Raw genomic sequence first — 15,663 nt, 5'->3', positions numbered from 1 at the left:
ACACCCCATGCCACTGAGACACGACCTCACATCCGTCCTCGTCATCGGCTCCGGCCCCATCGTCATCGGCCAGGCCTGCGAATTCGACTATTCGGGCACTCAGGCGTGCCGCGTGCTGCGCTCTGAGGGCCTGCGCGTCATCCTCATCAATTCGAACCCGGCGACGATCATGACAGACCCGGACATCGCCGACGCCACCTACGTCGAGCCCATCGATCCGGACGTCATCGAGACGATCATCGAGAAGGAACGCCCCGACGCGCTCCTGCCCACCCTAGGCGGACAGACCGCACTCAACGCGGCCATCGCCCTCCACGACGCCGGAGTGCTCGAGAAGTACGGCGTCGAACTCATCGGTGCCGACGTCGACGCCATCCAGCGCGGCGAGGACCGTCAGAAGTTCAAAGACATCGCAGAGGCCTGCGGTGCCGAAGTGGCCAGATCCGCCATCTGCCACACCCTCGACGAAGCCCTGGCCGCCGCCGAGGAGCTCAACTACCCGGTCGTCGTCCGCCCCTCGTTCACCATGGGCGGCCTCGGCTCGGGCATGGCCTATGACGAAGCCGATCTGCGCCGCATCGCCGGCGCCGGCCTGTCCGATTCCATCACCCACGAGGTGCTGCTCGAGGAATCGATCCTCGGGTGGAAGGAATACGAACTCGAGCTCATGCGCGACAACAAGGACAATGTCGTGGTCGTGTGCTCGATCGAGAACGTCGACCCGGTCGGCGTGCACACCGGCGACTCGATCACAGTGGCGCCGGCACTGACGCTGACCGACCGGGAATACCAATCGATGCGCGATATCGGCATCGCCATCATCCGTGCCGTCGGCGTGGACACCGGCGGCTGCAACATCCAGTTCGCCGTCGATCCCAGGACCGGCCGCATCATCACCATCGAGATGAACCCACGCGTCTCCCGGTCCTCGGCGCTGGCGTCGAAGGCCACCGGCTTCCCGATCGCCAAGATGGCCGCGAAGCTCGCCGTCGGCTACTCGCTCGACGAGATCCCCAACGACATCACGAAGGTCACCCCGGCCAGCTTCGAACCGACCCTGGACTATGTGGTCGTGAAGATCCCGCGCTTCACCTTCGAGAAGTTCCCGGCCGCGGATCCGACCCTGACGACGACGATGAAATCCGTCGGTGAGGTGATGGCCCTCGGCCGCAACTTCACCACCGCGCTGCAGAAGGCGATGCGCTCACTCGAGCAGAAGCACTCCGCGTTCAGCTGGGCCGACCTGCCCGACGTCTCCGACGACGACGTCCGCGAATCTGTGCTCGAAGCGATCTCGCACGCCACTGCCGACCGCATCCACTCGGTCCAGCGCGGACTCGCCGCCGGGCTGAGCGCGGCCGAGGTCTTCGACGCCTGCGAGATCGACCCCTGGTACCTCGACCAGATCCAGCTCATCAACGAGGTGGCCGCCTATGTCCGCGACGCCGACGAACTCGACGAGCAGGTCCTGCGGGTCGCGAAGAACCACGGTTTCTCCGACGAGCAGATCGGAGGACTGCGCAGCCTCGACACGAGCGTCGTCACCGGCATCCGCCACGCACTGCGCGTGCGCCCGGTGTTCAAGACGGTCGACACCTGCGCGGGAGAATTCGAAGCGAAGACTCCCTACCACTACTCGAGCTACGACTCCGAGACCGAGGTCATGCCGCGCGAGCGCCCGGCCGTGATCATCCTCGGCTCGGGCCCGAACCGCATCGGCCAGGGCATCGAGTTCGACTACTCGTGCGTGCACGCGACCATGGCGATCGGGTCCGCCGACTACGAGACGATCATGGTCAACTGCAATCCGGAGACCGTGTCGACCGACTACGACACCGCCGATCGTCTGTACTTCGAACCCCTGACGTTCGAAGACGTCATGGAGGTCTACCACGCCGAACTCGCCGCCGGCGAGGTCCTCGGCGTCGTGTGCACTCTCGGCGGACAGACACCGCTGGGTCTGGCCGACAAGCTCAAGGCCGCGGGTGTGCCGGTGCTCGGCACCCAGCCCGAGGCCATCGACCTGGCCGAGGACCGCGGTGAGTTCGGAGCCGTGCTGGAGAGGGCCGGACTCACCGCGCCCAAGCACGGCACCGCGGTGACCGCCGCGGAGGCCGCAGCGATCGCGGAGAACATCGGCTACCCGGTGCTCGTGCGGCCCTCCTACGTCCTCGGCGGACGCGGAATGCAGATCGTCTACGATCGCACGCAGCTGCTCGACTACATGGCCAGCGCCACGGAGATCTCGACCGATCGTCCGGTCCTCGTTGACCGGTTCCTCGAAGACGCCATCGAGATCGACGTCGACGCCCTCTACGACGGCAACGAGGTCTACATCGGCGGAATCATGGAGCACATCGAGGAAGCCGGAATCCACTCCGGTGACTCCGCCTGCGTACTGCCCTCGCTGACTCTGGGTGAGGACGTGCTCGAGCGCGTCCGCCAGGGCACGAAGGCCATCGCCGAAGGTGTGGGCGTGCGCGGACTGCTCAACATCCAGTTCGCCATCGCCGCGGATGTTCTCCACGTCATCGAAGCCAACCCGCGGGCTTCGCGGACCGTGCCCTTCGTCTCGAAGGCGACCTCGACCCAGCTGGCCAAGGCCGCGGCGCTCATCGCCGTGGGCCGCACGATCGAGGATCTGCGCGGTGACCTTCTGGCCGCAGAGGGCGACGGTTCGACCCTGCCGCTCGACCATCCGATCGCCGTCAAGGAGGCGGTCCTGCCGTTCCGACGGTTCACCACCGTCGAAGGCAAGATCGTCGACTCGATCCTCGGTCCCGAGATGCGCTCGACCGGTGAGGTCATGGGCATCGACCACAACTTCCCGACCGCCTTCGCGAAGGGACTGCTCGGGGCATCCGTGAAGCTGCCGACCTCGGGCACCGTCTTCGTGTCGGTAGCCGATCGGGACAAGCGTGCCATGGTGCTGCCGGTCAAGGAGCTCGTCGACATGGGCTTCGACGTCGTCGCGACCACCGGCACTGCGGCCGTGCTCTCCCGCTACGGGATCAAGACCACCCAGGTGCACAAGCACTTCGAGGCCGATGCCGAAGACCGCACGGTCATCGACTACCTCACCGCGGGCACCATTGACATGGTCATCAACGTGCCGTCGGGTCGGCAGGAACGCGCCGACGGCTATGAGATCCGAGCCGCGGCGACCGCGAACTCCGTGCCGCTGATCACCACGCTGGCCGAATTCGCCGCCGCCGTGACCTCCCTCGAGGTCATCCGCGACTCGAAGTTCGATGTGCGCAGCCTGCAGGACTGGAGCGCCTGATGTTCGGCACCCGACTGGCAGCCGCCATGGACGAGCACGGACCGTTGTGTGTGGGCATCGACCCGCACGAGCATCTCCTCGCCTCCTGGGGGCTGCCTGCCAGCGCCGCAGGCGTCCGGGAGTTCGCCCTCCGCACGGTCTCCGAGCTCAAGGGCTCGGTGGCCGCCGTCAAACCGCAGTCCGCGTTCTTCGAACAGTACGGCTCCGCCGGAGTCGCTGCTCTCGAAGACACGCTGGCCGCGTCCCGGGACGCCGGACTGCTCTCCGTCCTCGATATCAAACGCGGTGACATCGGGTCGACCATGGGTGCCTACGCGAAGGCCTATCTCGATCCCGCCTCGGCGCTGGCCGCGGACTCGATCACGGTCTCGCCCTACCTCGGATTCGGCGCCCTGGAACCGGCCTTCGAACTCGCTGCCGCTCACGGCAAGGGCGTGTTCGTCCTGGCACTGACTTCGAACCCGGAAGGGGCAGAGGTCCAGCATGCCGAGAGAGACCGCGAATCCGTGGCCGGATCGATCGTGTCCCGAGTGCGGCAGCGCAATGCTCAGGCACTGGGGTCACCCGGCGAGCTCGGTCCCTTCGGACTCGTCGTCGGCGCGACCATCGGCACCGCCGCGCGCGATCTGGGATTCGATCCCCGTGACTGCGGGGGACCGATCCTCGCCCCGGGCGTCGGCGCACAGGGCGCGGGCCTGACCGAGCTGCGTGCCGTCTTCGGCGACCGGGCGCTGAAATCGGGACAGGTGCTCGCCACCGCCTCCCGGGCGGTGCTCGGCGCCGGACCCGACGGTCTGGCCGAAACCGCCGCCGCTCTCAATCGTGCGCTGACGATCACCGACTGAACACCGGCGTTCGGATCGCGGGGCGGTCCGAACACCGGATTCGGTGCTCCGTCGACGGGCGGATTCCGGCTCGCCACACCACAAATTTCTGCTCATATCGCCTCTCGGCAGGGATTTTGTCTTAGACTGAGACAACTTCCCTACCTGCCCGTTCATGGTGACAGAGGAGACAAAGTGGCACTCGAACCGTTGACCCCGCAACAGCGTTCCGCTGCGTTGGACAAAGCGTTCAAGGCACGTCAGGCACGAGCCGAAGTGAAGTCGGCGCTGAAGACCGGCGATACCGATCTCGCGGCCGTGCTCAAGAAGGCAGCAGACGACGAAGCACTGGCGAAGATGCGTGTGCTCGATCTGCTCAGAGCTCTGCCCGGAGTCGGCGACCGGCGCGCCGAAGCCGCCATGGAAGAGGTCGGCATCGCCACCTCCCGTCGGATCAAAGGTCTGGGCGTCCACCAGAAGTCCGCCCTGTTGGAGAAATATTCCTGAGTGTGACAACCTCAGATCTGTGAATAATCGACTCACCGTTCTCGCGGGTCCGACCGCCGTCGGAAAAGGCACCATCAGCACCTATATTCGGCAGAACCATCCCGAGGTCTGGTTCTCCGTTTCGGCCACGACCCGCCCCAGGCGACCCGGTGAGATCGATGGTGTCCATTATCACTTCCTCACCGACGACGCCTTCGACACCCTCATCGCCGAGGATCGGCTGCTCGAATACGCCGTCGTCCACGGACGCCACCGCTACGGCACGCCTTCGGCTCCGGTGGAGGAGAAGCTCGACCAGGGGATTCCCGCGCTGCTGGAGATCGATCTGCAGGGAGCCCGCCAGGTCAAAGAGAAGATGCCCGATGCCCGCTTCGTCTTCCTCGCCCCGCCCAGCTGGGAGGAACTCGTCTCCCGACTGACCGGTCGAGGCACCGAAACGGAGGAGGAGCAGGAGCGACGACTGGCCACCGCGAAACGCGAATTGGCCGCCGAATCGGAGTTCGATGTGACCATTGTGAACGACCACGTTCGCACTGCGGCCGAAGAACTCCTATCATTGATGGGTATATCCACTTCCGATTAGATGGGAATCTCCTTGCCCGCACAGCCTGAAGGCATCACCAACCCTCCGATCGACGATCTGCTCAACGTCACCGGTTCGAAGTACGAACTGGTCTCGATCGCGGCAAAGCGCGCCCGTCAGATCAACTCGTACTACGCCCAGCTGCAGGAGGGACTGCTCGAGAACGTCGGTCCGCTCGTCACTCCGGGCACCAACGAGAAGCCTCTGTCGATCGCTCTGCGTGAGGTCAACGAGTCGAAGATCGTCGCCCGCGAGGTCTCCGAAGCCGACTTCATCCAGGCCGCACCCGAGGCCGAAGCCACCGCTCCTGTGAGCAACGACGGCGCGATCGACTTCAGCGACCAGTGAGAATCGTACTCGGCGTCGCCGGTGGGATCGCCGCCTACAAAGCGGCACACATCATCCGGCGACTCCGGGAGCTCGACCACAGCGTCAAGGTCGTTCCGACGGCCAACGCACTGAAATTCATCGGTGCCCCCACTCTTGAGGCCCTGTCCGGCCAGACCGTGACCACCGATGTCTTCGACGAGATCGACACCGTCAATCATGTGCGCATCGGACAGGAAGCCGAACTCGTCATCATCGCCCCGGCGACCGCCGATCTGATCGCGAAGATCGCAGCCGGGCGAGCCGATGACCTGCTCACCGCCTCCGTGCTCACCACCACCGCCGAGGTGGTCGTGGCCCCGGCCATGCACACCGAGATGTGGCTCAACCCCGCCACAGTCGCCAACATCGCGACCCTGCGCTCCCGCGGCGTCCATGTCCTCGACCCTGCTGTCGGACGCCTCACCGGCCCCGATTCCGGTCCCGGACGTCTGCCCGAACCCGAAGAGATCGTCGACTTCGCGCTCTCGATCAAGGACGGCACAGCCGGCGGCTCGGCAGACGCACCCGCTGACCCCAGCGGTGGTCTGTCCGGTCGCCGCATCGTCATCAGCGCCGGCGGCACCAGGGAAGCACTCGACCCCGTGCGCTTCCTCGGCAACCGCTCCTCGGGCAAGCAGGGCATTGCGCTGGCCAAGGCCGCGCATGCCGCGGGCGCAGCAGTCGAGCTCGTCGCCGCGAACATCGACACCGGACTGCTGACGGGACTGCCTGCGGGCGTCACGATCACTTCGGTCGAATCCACTCTGGAGCTGCAGTCGGCGATGCATGGCGCCCAGACGCGCGCAGATGCCATCATCATGGCCGCCGCCGTCGCAGACTACCGACCGGCCGAGACGACGGACTCGAAGATGAAGAAGTCCGGAGACGACGGTCTGACTCTGCGTCTCGTGCAGAACCCGGACATCCTCCGCGGACTCGTCGACGAGCGCAGCCGGCAGACCAGACTGCGCCATCAGATCATCGTCGGATTCGCCGCCGAGACCGGGGACGCCGCCACCGCCGCCCTCGACTACGCTCGAGCCAAGTTCCAGCGCAAAGGCGTCGACCTGCTCGTATTCAACGACGTCTCTGACGACCGCGCCTTCGGCCACGATGACACCATGGTCCAGATCATCTCCTCCGACCGCGGCGAGATCGTCGTCGGCGAGGAATTCCACGGGTCGAAGGACCATGTTTCACAAAAGGTCATTGCGGCCGTCTCCGACCAATTCACCCACGTAGAATCGACAACGTGACACACACAAATCTGCGTTTCTTCTCATCCGAGTCCGTCACCGAGGGACATCCCGACAAGATCTGCGACCAGATCAGCGATGCGGTGCTCGACGACCTGCTCCGGCAGGACCCCAACGCCAAAGTGGCCGTGGAGACCATGGTCACCACCGGCCTCGTCCATGTCGCCGGTGAGGTGAATACGGCCGCCTACGCCGACGTGGCCGGAATCGTGCGCAGCCTCATCACGGGCATCGGCTACGACTCCTCGGACACCGGCTTCGACGGTCACTCCTGCGGAGTCTCCGTGTCCATCGGCAGCCAGTCCACGGACATCCACTCCGGCGTGACGAATCCGCTGGACTTCCGCGAAGCCGTCGAATCCTCAGACCACGGCACCAGCCTCGGCGCCGGAGATCAGGGACTCATGTTCGGCTATGCCGACAACTCCACCGATGTGCTCATGCCGCTGCCCATCCACCTGGCCTCCCGGATGGCCGAACAGCTCTCCGAGGTGCGCAAGTCCGGTCGACTCGACTACCTGCGTCCCGATGGCAAGACGCAGCTGACGTTGGGCTACGACGGCGACGAGGCAGTCTCGATCGAGAATGTCGTCGTCTCCACCCAGCATTCGGCGGACACCAGCCAGTCCCAGCTGCACACGGAGATCAAGGAACTCGTCATCGATCCGGTGATCGCCGACTCCGGTCTCGACACCTCGGGAGCGAACATCCACATCAACCCGGCCGGTCCCTTCGTCACGGGCGGACCGATGGGCGATGCCGGTCTGACCGGTCGGAAGATCATCGTCGACACCTACGGCGGGTTCTCCCGCCACGGCGGCGGTGCGTTTTCCGGCAAGGACCCGTCGAAGGTCGACCGTTCGGCGGCCTACGCGATGCGCTGGGTGGCGAAGAACGTCGTCGCCGCCGGTCTCGCGGAACGCGCCGAGGTGCAGGTGTCCTATGCGATCGGCCGAGTCGATCCGATGGGGCTCTACGTCGAGACCTTCGGAACGGAGAAGGCGGACCCGGCAGCCATCTCGGCCGCCATCCGAGAGGTCTTCGACCTCCGCCCCGCGATGATCATCCAGGAACTCGACCTGCTGCGCCCGATCTACTCGCAGACCTCGACCTACGGCCACTTCGGCCGTGAACTGCCCGATTTCACCTGGGAGGTCACGGACCGCGCCGAGGACCTGCTGCGCGCCGTGTCCTCCAACTAGTCTGCCGTCGGCGTGGACGAACCCCTCCCGATCGACACCGGCACCTCGGCCGAGGGCCAGGTTCCCCTGGCCCCGACCGAACCGGTCGCCCGAGTGCTCATCGACCATCCCGTCCCGCACTTGGCGCGGACGTTCGACTATGCGGTGCCGGAGAAGCTCGCCGAGGCTGCCCTGCCCGGTGTGCGGGTGCGGGTGAAGTTCGCCGGGAAGCTGCGTGACGGCTATCTGCTCGAACGCGTCGAGACATCGGACCACGTCGGTCCTCTCGCGACGATCCAACGCATCAGCGGCCCCATTCAGGTGCTGAATGACGATCTGCTCGCCCTGAGCGAAGCCGTCGCCCGTCGCTACGGCGGCACCCTCGCCGATGTGCTGCGCCTGGCCATCCCACCGCGCCATGCCCGCGGCGAGAAAACCGTGCTCAAGGCGGAGAAGGCGGGAGACCCGGCCGCGCAGACCGATGCGGACGCCGCGGACCCAGTGACCTCGCTGAACGACGGGCCGGCGGATGATCCGCAGCTGCTGAACCGCCTCGGCGAATGGGTTCTTGCTGCGGGGGACCAGCCCACGGCCGACGATGCTTCGGCGTTGCCTCGGCGCAGGGCCGTGGCGTGCACACCCGGGCCGACGCCGGGGCTGAGCTGGATCCGTGCCGGACTCGATGCCGCACGGGCGAGTCTCGAGGCCGGCCGGTCCGTGCTCTGGCTCGTGCCCGATCATCGCGAACTCGCCGTGCTCCAGTCGACCCTCACCCGAGCGGGGATCGCGGAGGTCTCGGTGCTCAGCGCCGACCAGTCACCGGAGCTGCGGTGGCAGGCCTGGCTGCGCGGACTGCTCGGACACACGCGGATCACGATCGGCACGCGTGCGGCGGCTTTCGCCCCCGTCGCGGACCTCGGTCTCATCATCTGCACCGATGACGCGAACCTCAACTATCTCGATCAGCACGCCCCGTACCCGCACGCCCGGGAGGTCTGCCTGCTGCGGTCGACGATCGAGGACACCGAGCTGCTCTTCGTCTCCACCGACCGCAGCGCCGAAGTGCAGCGTCTCGTCGAGATCGGCTGGCTGGCCGACGTCACACCGGTCGGTCCGGCCAGGCGGCATGCCGCGCCGGTCGTCTTCGTCCCCGATGAGGACCGGGACCCCTTCGCCTGGCAGCGCATTCCCAGCCGCGCCTGGCAGATCATGCGCACGGCGCTGCGTCCGCGTCCCCGGGACGGCGGAGTGCCCGGTCCGGTGCTCGTGCAGGTGCCGCGCTCCGGCTACTATCCCGTCTTCGCCTGTGCCCGCTGCCAGGAAGTCGCCCGCTGCCCGCAATGTCAGGCGACGCTGACCACTCAGTCCGAGGTCGGTCCCTTCGCCTGCCGGTCCTGCGGCTACCACTCGGAGGCGTTCAGCTGCCTGCGCTGCCGTTCGAACCGTGTGCGATCGATCGTGCGCGGCCGGGCCCGCACCGTCGAAGAGTTCGCCCGGGCGCTGCCCGACATCGAGATCGTCGAATCCGGAGGCGACCACATCTCCACTGCCCTCGACGAGACCCCGCGGCTCGTGGTCGCCACCACGGGAGCCGAACCCTATGTGCTCGGCGGCTATGCCGCGGCGATCCTTCTGGATTCGCTGTGGCCGGGACCCTGGATGCGCTCGATCGACGAAAGTGTGGCACGTCGACTGCGTGCCGCCTCACTCGTGCGCTCTCGCGATGACGGAGGAGCCGTCTACCTCAGAGACGAGGACGAACTCATCCGGCAGACCCTGACCGCCTTCGACCCCACGACATTCATGTCACGCCAGCTGAGCGACCGGAAGGCCCTCGGGTTCCCGCCCTACCGACGGATCCTCGAACTCACGGGAGCGGGCGCCGACATCGACGAGGTGCTGGAACAGATCGGCGAGGTCGAGGAACTCCTGCGCGAAGACGCCGAGGACGGCCAGCGCAGCGTGAGCGCCTACCCGTTCTCCGCCGGAGACCGTGTCGGGACGAGAGCGGCCGAGATCATCGCCTCCCGGTCCGCCAAGAAGCAACGACAGGTGCGCGTGCGCATCGATGATCCCCGGTCGCTGTGACGGCGCGGCGAACCAGTAGACTTCCCCACGTGGATATCGTCTTCGCCGGCACCCCTGATGTCGCAGTTCCCGCCCTCGAGGCCTTGGCCGAATCGAGCCACCGCATCCGTGCGGTGCTCACCCGACCCGATGCGCCCGTCGGAAGGAAGAGAGTCCTCACCCCGTCACCGGTGAAGACTCGCGCTCTCGAACTCGGACTGCCCGTCATCGAAGCCGGTCGTCTGCGCGGCGAGGTCATCTCCCAGCTGCAGGCACTCGATGTCGACGCCGTCGCCGTCGTCGCCTTCGGCGCCATCGCGGGACCCGCCGCACTGGCCACCGCCCGACTCGGCTGGTTCAACCTCCACTTCTCACTGCTGCCGGCCTATCGCGGAGCCGCCCCTGTCCAACGCGCACTCATCGACGGCGAGATCACCAGCGGAGTCAGCGTGTTCCGCATCGACGAAGGCATGGACACCGGCCCCGTGCTGCGCCGACTCGAACTGCCGCTCGATCATCCCGACGTCGGTTCTGCACTCGAGGAATATGCGCGCAGAGGCGCTCCCGAACTCGTCGCCGCCTTCGACGATCTGGCCGCCGGCACCGCTGTGGAGACTCCGCAGTCCGGTGAGTCCAGCCACGCGGAGAAGATCACCGTCAACGATGCCCACCTCGACCTGTCGGCACCCGCAGCCCAGGTCATCAACCGGGCCCGCGGAACCAGTCCCGCACCGGGGCCATGGGTGGAACTCGACGGCAAGAGGACGAAGCTCTTCGGGCTCATACCCGCACCCGAAGTGACGACCCCCGGCGCTGTCGGGCAACTGACCACCTGGCAGCATCAGCCGGTGCTGCGCTGCGGTGACGGCTGGGTCCGAGTTGAGCAGATCCAGCCCTTCGGCAAGGCCCGGATGGCCACTGCCGACTTCCTGCGCGGCCGCGGAGACGTGACCTTCGACCCCTATACCGAGAGGCAAGCATAAGAGCCATGGCTGAGTCAGCAGGCAGAGACCGCCGAGGCGGCAGCCGCGGCAACGACGGCAATCGCGGGCAGCGCCGAGGCGGCCCCCGAGACACCGACCGACGCGGCGGCCACGGCCGCGACCGCCCACGTCAGGACCGCCGAGCACCGCAGGCCGAACGAGCGGGTAAGAACCTGCCGCGGCGCATCGCCTGGGAAGTCCTCCTCGACGTGGCGACGAAAGACGCCTACGCGAACCTGCTGCTGCCGGCCAAACTCGCCCGCACACATATGGGCGCTCAGGACGCTGCCTTCACCACCGAACTCACATACGGAACCCTGCGTCGGCAGAAGTTCTACGACGCGGTCATCGAAATCGCCTCGTCCCGAGCCGTCGACAGAATCGATCCCGAACCCCTGGCCGCGATGCGCCTCGGCGCCCACCAGCTGCTGTCGATGCGGGTGCCCAACCATGCTGCACTGTCCGAAACAGTGGCCGTGGTCAAACGATCGGCGGCGAAGACCGCCGGATTCGTCAATGCCGTGCTCCGCCGCATCTCGGAAGCCGAACCCGTCGAGTGGCTCGACCGCGTCACCGCCGAGGCCGACGAGACCACCCGACTGGCAATCGAACACTCCCATCCCGAATGGGTCGTCCGTGCACTGAACCAGGCGCTCAAGGGACACGGCCGCGATGCCGCCGAGCTCGAAGCCCTCCTCGAAGCCGACAACGCTCCGGCAAAGGTCGGCGTGACCGCCCTGCCCGGACTCATCGACCGCACCGAACTGCCGGGGGAACCCACCCCGCTGTCGCCGATCGGCGTCACCCTGGAGACCGCAGTGCCTCGAGACGTGGCAGCCGTGGCCGACGGACGCGCCCGCGTCCAGGACGAAGGATCCGCGCTCGTCGCCCTCGCTTTGGCCGATGTCGACGCACCCGCCGGAACCTGGGCCGATCTGTGCGCCGGACCCGGAGGCAAGGCAGCCGTCCTCGGTGCCGCGGCCGCGGGCGAATCGACGACATTGGAGGCCTTCGACTCCAGCGAGCACCGTGTCGACCTCGTCCGCGACTCCACCAAGGCGCTGACCAATGTCACCGCCGCCGTCCGCGATGGCCGCGACGCTCGCGGACCCTACTCGAAGATCCTCGTCGACGTGCCCTGCTCCGGACTCGGCGCCCTGCGCCGCCGCCCCGAAGCCCGCTACCGCAGGTCACCCGAAGACATCACGGCACTGACCGGACTCCAGCGCGAACTGCTCTCTGCGGCCCTCGAGGCCTGCGCACCAGGGGGAGTGGTCGCCTACTCGACGTGCTCACCGCACTACGCCGAGACCGTGCTCATCGTCGACGAGGTTCTGCGCCTGCGAGCCAAGTCCGTGAGCGCTGACGTGGAGATCCTCGACACCCCGGCCGTGCTGTCGGCGATCACCGGCAGCGAGGCGGAGTCGTTCGCCTCGGTGACCCGTGAAGACGGGCGATACGCCCAGCTCTGGCCCCATGTCCACAACAGCGACGGAATGTTCCTGGCTCTCCTGCGAAAGGCGAAATGACCCATGTCGATCGACATCAACCCCTCCATCCTGTCCTCGGACTTCTCCGATCTGCGCGGTGAGCTTACGAAGATCAGCACCGCCGATATGGCCCATATCGACGTCATGGACAACCATTTCGTGCCGAACCTCACCTTCGGCCCGCCCGTCGTCGAACGCATCCAGGCGATCTCACCGATCCCGCTCGACGCCCACCTCATGATCGCCGATGCCGACCGCAATGCTCCCGTGTACGCGGAGATCGGCTGCGCCTCGGTGACCTTCCACGCCGAGGCGGCCGCCGCCCCCGTCCGTCTCGCTCGGGAACTGCGCCGCCTCGGGGCCAAGGCCAGCCTCGCGCTCAAACCGGCCACCCCGATCGAACCCTTCATCGACCTCCTCGGCGAATTCGATCAGATCCTCATCATGACCGTCGAACCCGGATTCGGCGGTCAGAAGTTCCTCGACGTGTGCCTGCCGAAGATCACGCGGACCCGCGAAGCGATCTCTGCCTCCGGACTCGAGATCAAGCTGCAGGTCGACGGGGGAGTCTCCGCGGCGACGATCGACCGTGTCGTCGATGCCGGCGCCGACGTCCTCGTCGCCGGCTCCGCCGTCTACGGTGCCGACGATGTCGCAGCCGCGATCAGCGAACTGCGCACGCTCGCCGCCGCACACACCCACTGACCGAACCGGGCCGGACCATACTCACGGCCCACACCTGAAGAGAGCCTGCGATGGACCTGTTCGACTGGTTGAACACCCCGGCATTCGAACTGCTGGGCAAGCCTGTGCCGTACTCCGACCTGTTCGGCAACATCTGTGCGCTGGCCACGGTCGTCCTGGCGCTGCGCCGGAACATCCTGTCCTGGCCGGTGCAGATCCTCGGCTCCATCCTGCTCTTCTCGGCCAGCCTCTCCGCCGGTCTCGGCGGCAATGCCTCTCGGCAGGTCGTCATCATCGTCGCCGCGGTCTGGGGATGGACGCAATGGAAGAAGTCCAAGGCCGCCGCCGGTGAAGTCCTCGTCCGCTGGGCGAGCTGGAAGGAACGGGCGATCCTGCTCGCGGCTCTCGTCATCGGCACCGGAGTCTTCGGCTGGGTCCTCGCCGCGGGCGGATGGTCCTGGAACCCCTACCCCGACGCCTATATCTTCATCGGTTCGATCGTGGCCATGTACGCCCAGGGCCGGGCCATCGTCGAATTCTGGTTCGTCTGGCTCGCCGTCGACCTCGTCGGCATCCCGCTGGCGATCTCCGGCGGACTCGTCTTCTCCGGTGCCGTGTACCTGTTCTTCCTCGTCATGGTCATCCTCGGACTCATCGACTGGTCGAAGCGGTCACGCCAGACGATCTCTGCGCCTCACCGTCCGGCCACCGACATCGGCCGCGACCCCGAGGACTGAGGTCAGCCGCCGGCAGCACCGGTGAGACCCGGGTCCGCCGCGTTTTAGAACATGAGACCCCGAATGCTGCGGCCGATGCGGATGCATTAGGCTGGAGAAGTGAAGACCTTTGAGACTCTCTACGCCGAACTCCAGCAGAAATCCCTCGATCGCCCCACCGGTTCGAAGACCGTGGCCGAACTCGACGCCGGAGTCCATGCGATCGGCAAGAAGGTCGTGGAAGAGGCCGCCGAAGTGTGGATGGCCGCCGAATACGAAACCAAGGAAGATCTCGCCGAGGAGATCTCGCAGCTGCTCTACCACGTGCAGGTGATGATGATCGCCAAGGGACTGACCCTCGACGACGTCAACACCCACCTGTAAGACCCTCCCACGAACCTGACCGACCCGACCCCATCGAACTCCAAAGGGACCCTATGCTGCGTGTAGCCGTGCCCAACAAGGGCGCACTGTCCGAAGCCGCCTCCGACATGCTCAGCGAGGCCGGATACTCCACTCGACGCGGAACCAAGACCCTGGTCCATCAGGACGAGGTCAACGGAGTCGAATTCTTCTACCTGCGTCCCCGCGACATCGCCATCTACGTCGGCTCGGGCATCCTCGACGCCGGAATCACCGGCCGTGATCTGCTGCTCGAGTCACAGGCCGAAGCCGATGAGGTGCTCGGACTCGGATTCGGCGCCTCGCGGTTCTTCTACGCCGGCACCGTCGGCTCCTTCACTTCGGCCGACCAGCTGGCCGGTGCCCGCATCGCCACGAGCTTCCCGAACCTCGTGGAAGCAGACCTGCAGCGACGCGGAATCGATGCGACGACTGTGCAGCTCGACGGAGCGATCGAGGTCTCCATCCAGCTCGGAGTCGCCGACGCCATCGCCGATGTCGTCGAGACCGGCTCCACGCTGCGCGCCGCGGGACTCGAAACCTTCGGCGAGCCGCTGCTCGAATCAGAAGGTGTGCTCATCCAGCGCGACGGAGCCGAATCCCGCATCGACGTGCTCAAACGACGCCTCGAATCGGTCATGGTCGCCCGCCAGTACGTTCTCGTCGACTACAACATCGAACAGCGCCTGGTTCCCGAGGCGATCTCGCTGACTCCGGGACTCGAATCCCCGACCGTGTCCCCGCTGCAGGAGACCGGGTGGGTCGCCGTGCGCGTCATGGTCGAAGCGAAGGAAGTCAACAACGTCATGGACCGTCTCTACGGAGTCGGGGCGCGTGCGATTCTGGTGACGAACATTGGCGCCTGCCGAATCTGATCTGGCCGTGTTCCGGCCCCGACAGGTGCGCGTCGTCAGCATCGTCGGTGCCGTTGCCGTGACCGCTGGGTTCGCGGTCCTGTCCGTGGCGCTGTTCGTCGTGGACTGGGAACCGTGGACAGTCCTCGACATGATATGGATGAACCTGCTGGGCATTCTCTTCGGAGCCGCCCTGCTGCGCATCTCCGATATCCAGGCCCGCCCGACCGAGGAGGGCCTGGTGGTCAAGAACATGGTGCGCACCCGTCGGCTCGACTGGGGACAGATCCTCGGTGTGACGTTCTCACCCGAGGGCGATGACCCGTGGCCCCTGTTGGACCTCACGGACGGCACCACCTGCGCGGTGATGGCGATCCAGCATGCAGACGGTCGCCGCGCCCATGCGGAGGTCGCACGATTGCGTATGCTCATCAAGAGACGCACCCACTTCAAGGAGGATTAGG

At 66.4% G+C, this 15,663-nt stretch carries 15 protein-coding genes; all 15 read left to right on the top strand.

Annotated features, from left to right (window positions below; translation table 11 throughout):
* Positions 1–7: 7 nt before the first annotated feature.
* Positions 8–3,283, top strand: a complete 3,276-nt coding sequence (gene carB / locus ACSBQT_RS04750; RefSeq protein WP_410711422.1) for a carbamoyl-phosphate synthase large subunit — start codon at positions 8–10, stop codon at positions 3,281–3,283.
* The gene (gene pyrF / locus ACSBQT_RS04745) at positions 3,283–4,128 is read left to right on the top strand and encodes an orotidine-5'-phosphate decarboxylase (protein WP_410711421.1); all 846 of its coding nucleotides are present in this window, start codon (positions 3,283–3,285) and stop codon (positions 4,126–4,128) included. Before carB ends, pyrF begins: the two co-directional genes overlap by 1 nt.
* Positions 4,129–4,302: 174 nt before the next feature.
* Positions 4,303–4,614 (top strand): integration host factor, actinobacterial type, encoded by a 312-nt coding sequence (mihF, locus tag ACSBQT_RS04740; protein ID WP_025777825.1) that lies wholly within the window; start codon positions 4,303–4,305, stop codon positions 4,612–4,614.
* Between the two features lie 19 nt (positions 4,615–4,633).
* Positions 4,634–5,197, top strand: coding sequence for a guanylate kinase (gmk, locus tag ACSBQT_RS04735; RefSeq protein WP_139908109.1), 564 nt, complete (start codon positions 4,634–4,636; stop codon positions 5,195–5,197).
* A gap of 12 nt (positions 5,198–5,209) precedes the next feature.
* Positions 5,210–5,545 carry a DNA-directed RNA polymerase subunit omega gene (gene rpoZ, locus ACSBQT_RS04730; protein ID WP_228281215.1) on the top strand — a complete coding sequence of 112 codons (336 nt, stop codon included), beginning with the start codon at positions 5,210–5,212 and terminating at the stop codon, positions 5,543–5,545.
* On the top strand, positions 5,542–6,822 hold the full coding sequence (gene coaBC, locus ACSBQT_RS04725; protein ID WP_410711420.1) for a bifunctional phosphopantothenoylcysteine decarboxylase/phosphopantothenate--cysteine ligase CoaBC: 1,281 nt from the start codon (positions 5,542–5,544) through the stop codon (positions 6,820–6,822). The genes rpoZ and coaBC overlap by 4 nt, the downstream gene beginning before the upstream one ends.
* A complete protein-coding gene (gene metK, locus ACSBQT_RS04720; protein ID WP_410711419.1) occupies positions 6,819–8,024 on the top strand; it encodes a methionine adenosyltransferase in 1,206 nt (401 codons plus the stop codon). The genes coaBC and metK overlap by 4 nt, the downstream gene beginning before the upstream one ends.
* Before the next feature lie 12 nt (positions 8,025–8,036).
* Complete coding sequence (locus ACSBQT_RS04715) at positions 8,037–10,091, top strand: primosomal protein N' (RefSeq protein WP_410711418.1); 2,055 nt, start codon at positions 8,037–8,039, stop codon at positions 10,089–10,091.
* Positions 10,092–10,120: 29 nt separating this feature from the next.
* On the top strand, positions 10,121–11,053 hold the full coding sequence (locus ACSBQT_RS04710) for a methionyl-tRNA formyltransferase (protein WP_410711417.1): 933 nt from the start codon (positions 10,121–10,123) through the stop codon (positions 11,051–11,053).
* A 5-nt stretch (positions 11,054–11,058) separates the two neighbouring features.
* Positions 11,059–12,582 carry an RsmB/NOP family class I SAM-dependent RNA methyltransferase gene (locus tag ACSBQT_RS04705; RefSeq protein WP_410711416.1) on the top strand — a complete coding sequence of 508 codons (1,524 nt, stop codon included), beginning with the start codon at positions 11,059–11,061 and terminating at the stop codon, positions 12,580–12,582.
* Positions 12,583–12,585: 3 nt separating this feature from the next.
* The gene (gene rpe, locus ACSBQT_RS04700) at positions 12,586–13,248 is read left to right on the top strand and encodes a ribulose-phosphate 3-epimerase (RefSeq protein WP_410711415.1); all 663 of its coding nucleotides are present in this window, start codon (positions 12,586–12,588) and stop codon (positions 13,246–13,248) included.
* Positions 13,249–13,298: 50 nt separating this feature from the next.
* Positions 13,299–13,964, top strand: a complete 666-nt coding sequence (locus ACSBQT_RS04695) for a nicotinamide mononucleotide transporter family protein (protein ID WP_410711414.1) — start codon at positions 13,299–13,301, stop codon at positions 13,962–13,964.
* Between the two features lie 99 nt (positions 13,965–14,063).
* Entirely contained in the window at positions 14,064–14,327 is a 264-nt protein-coding gene (locus ACSBQT_RS04690; RefSeq protein ID WP_410711413.1) for a phosphoribosyl-ATP diphosphatase, read from the top strand.
* Between the two features lie 53 nt (positions 14,328–14,380).
* On the top strand, positions 14,381–15,220 hold the full coding sequence (hisG, locus tag ACSBQT_RS04685) for an ATP phosphoribosyltransferase (RefSeq protein ID WP_410711412.1): 840 nt from the start codon (positions 14,381–14,383) through the stop codon (positions 15,218–15,220).
* 7 nt (positions 15,221–15,227) lie between these two features.
* Positions 15,228–15,662, top strand: coding sequence for a PH domain-containing protein (locus tag ACSBQT_RS04680; protein ID WP_244195112.1), 435 nt, complete (start codon positions 15,228–15,230; stop codon positions 15,660–15,662).
* The last annotated feature ends 1 nt before the right edge of the window (position 15,663 follow it).

It is taken from the genome of Brevibacterium sp. H602, assembly GCF_051172395.1.
Lineage (GTDB): Bacteria > Actinomycetota > Actinomycetes > Actinomycetales > Brevibacteriaceae > Brevibacterium.
This window is presented reverse-complemented; position numbering and strand designations above follow the sequence as displayed.

What these genes read in the sequence shown, in the direction of transcription:
- rpe (WP_410711415.1), top strand. Translation starts at nt 12,586, where the DNA reads ATGTCGATCGACATCAACCCCTCCATCCTGTCCTCGGACTTCTCCGAT.
- pyrF (WP_410711421.1), top strand. Translation starts at nt 3,283, where the DNA reads ATGTTCGGCACCCGACTGGCAGCCGCCATGGACGAGCACGGACCGTTG.
- carB (WP_410711422.1), top strand. Translation starts at nt 8, where the DNA reads ATGCCACTGAGACACGACCTCACATCCGTCCTCGTCATCGGCTCCGGC.
- hisG (WP_410711412.1), top strand. Translation starts at nt 14,381, where the DNA reads ATGCTGCGTGTAGCCGTGCCCAACAAGGGCGCACTGTCCGAAGCCGCC.
- ACSBQT_RS04695 (WP_410711414.1), top strand. Translation starts at nt 13,299, where the DNA reads ATGGACCTGTTCGACTGGTTGAACACCCCGGCATTCGAACTGCTGGGC.
- ACSBQT_RS04705 (WP_410711416.1), top strand. Translation starts at nt 11,059, where the DNA reads ATGGCTGAGTCAGCAGGCAGAGACCGCCGAGGCGGCAGCCGCGGCAAC.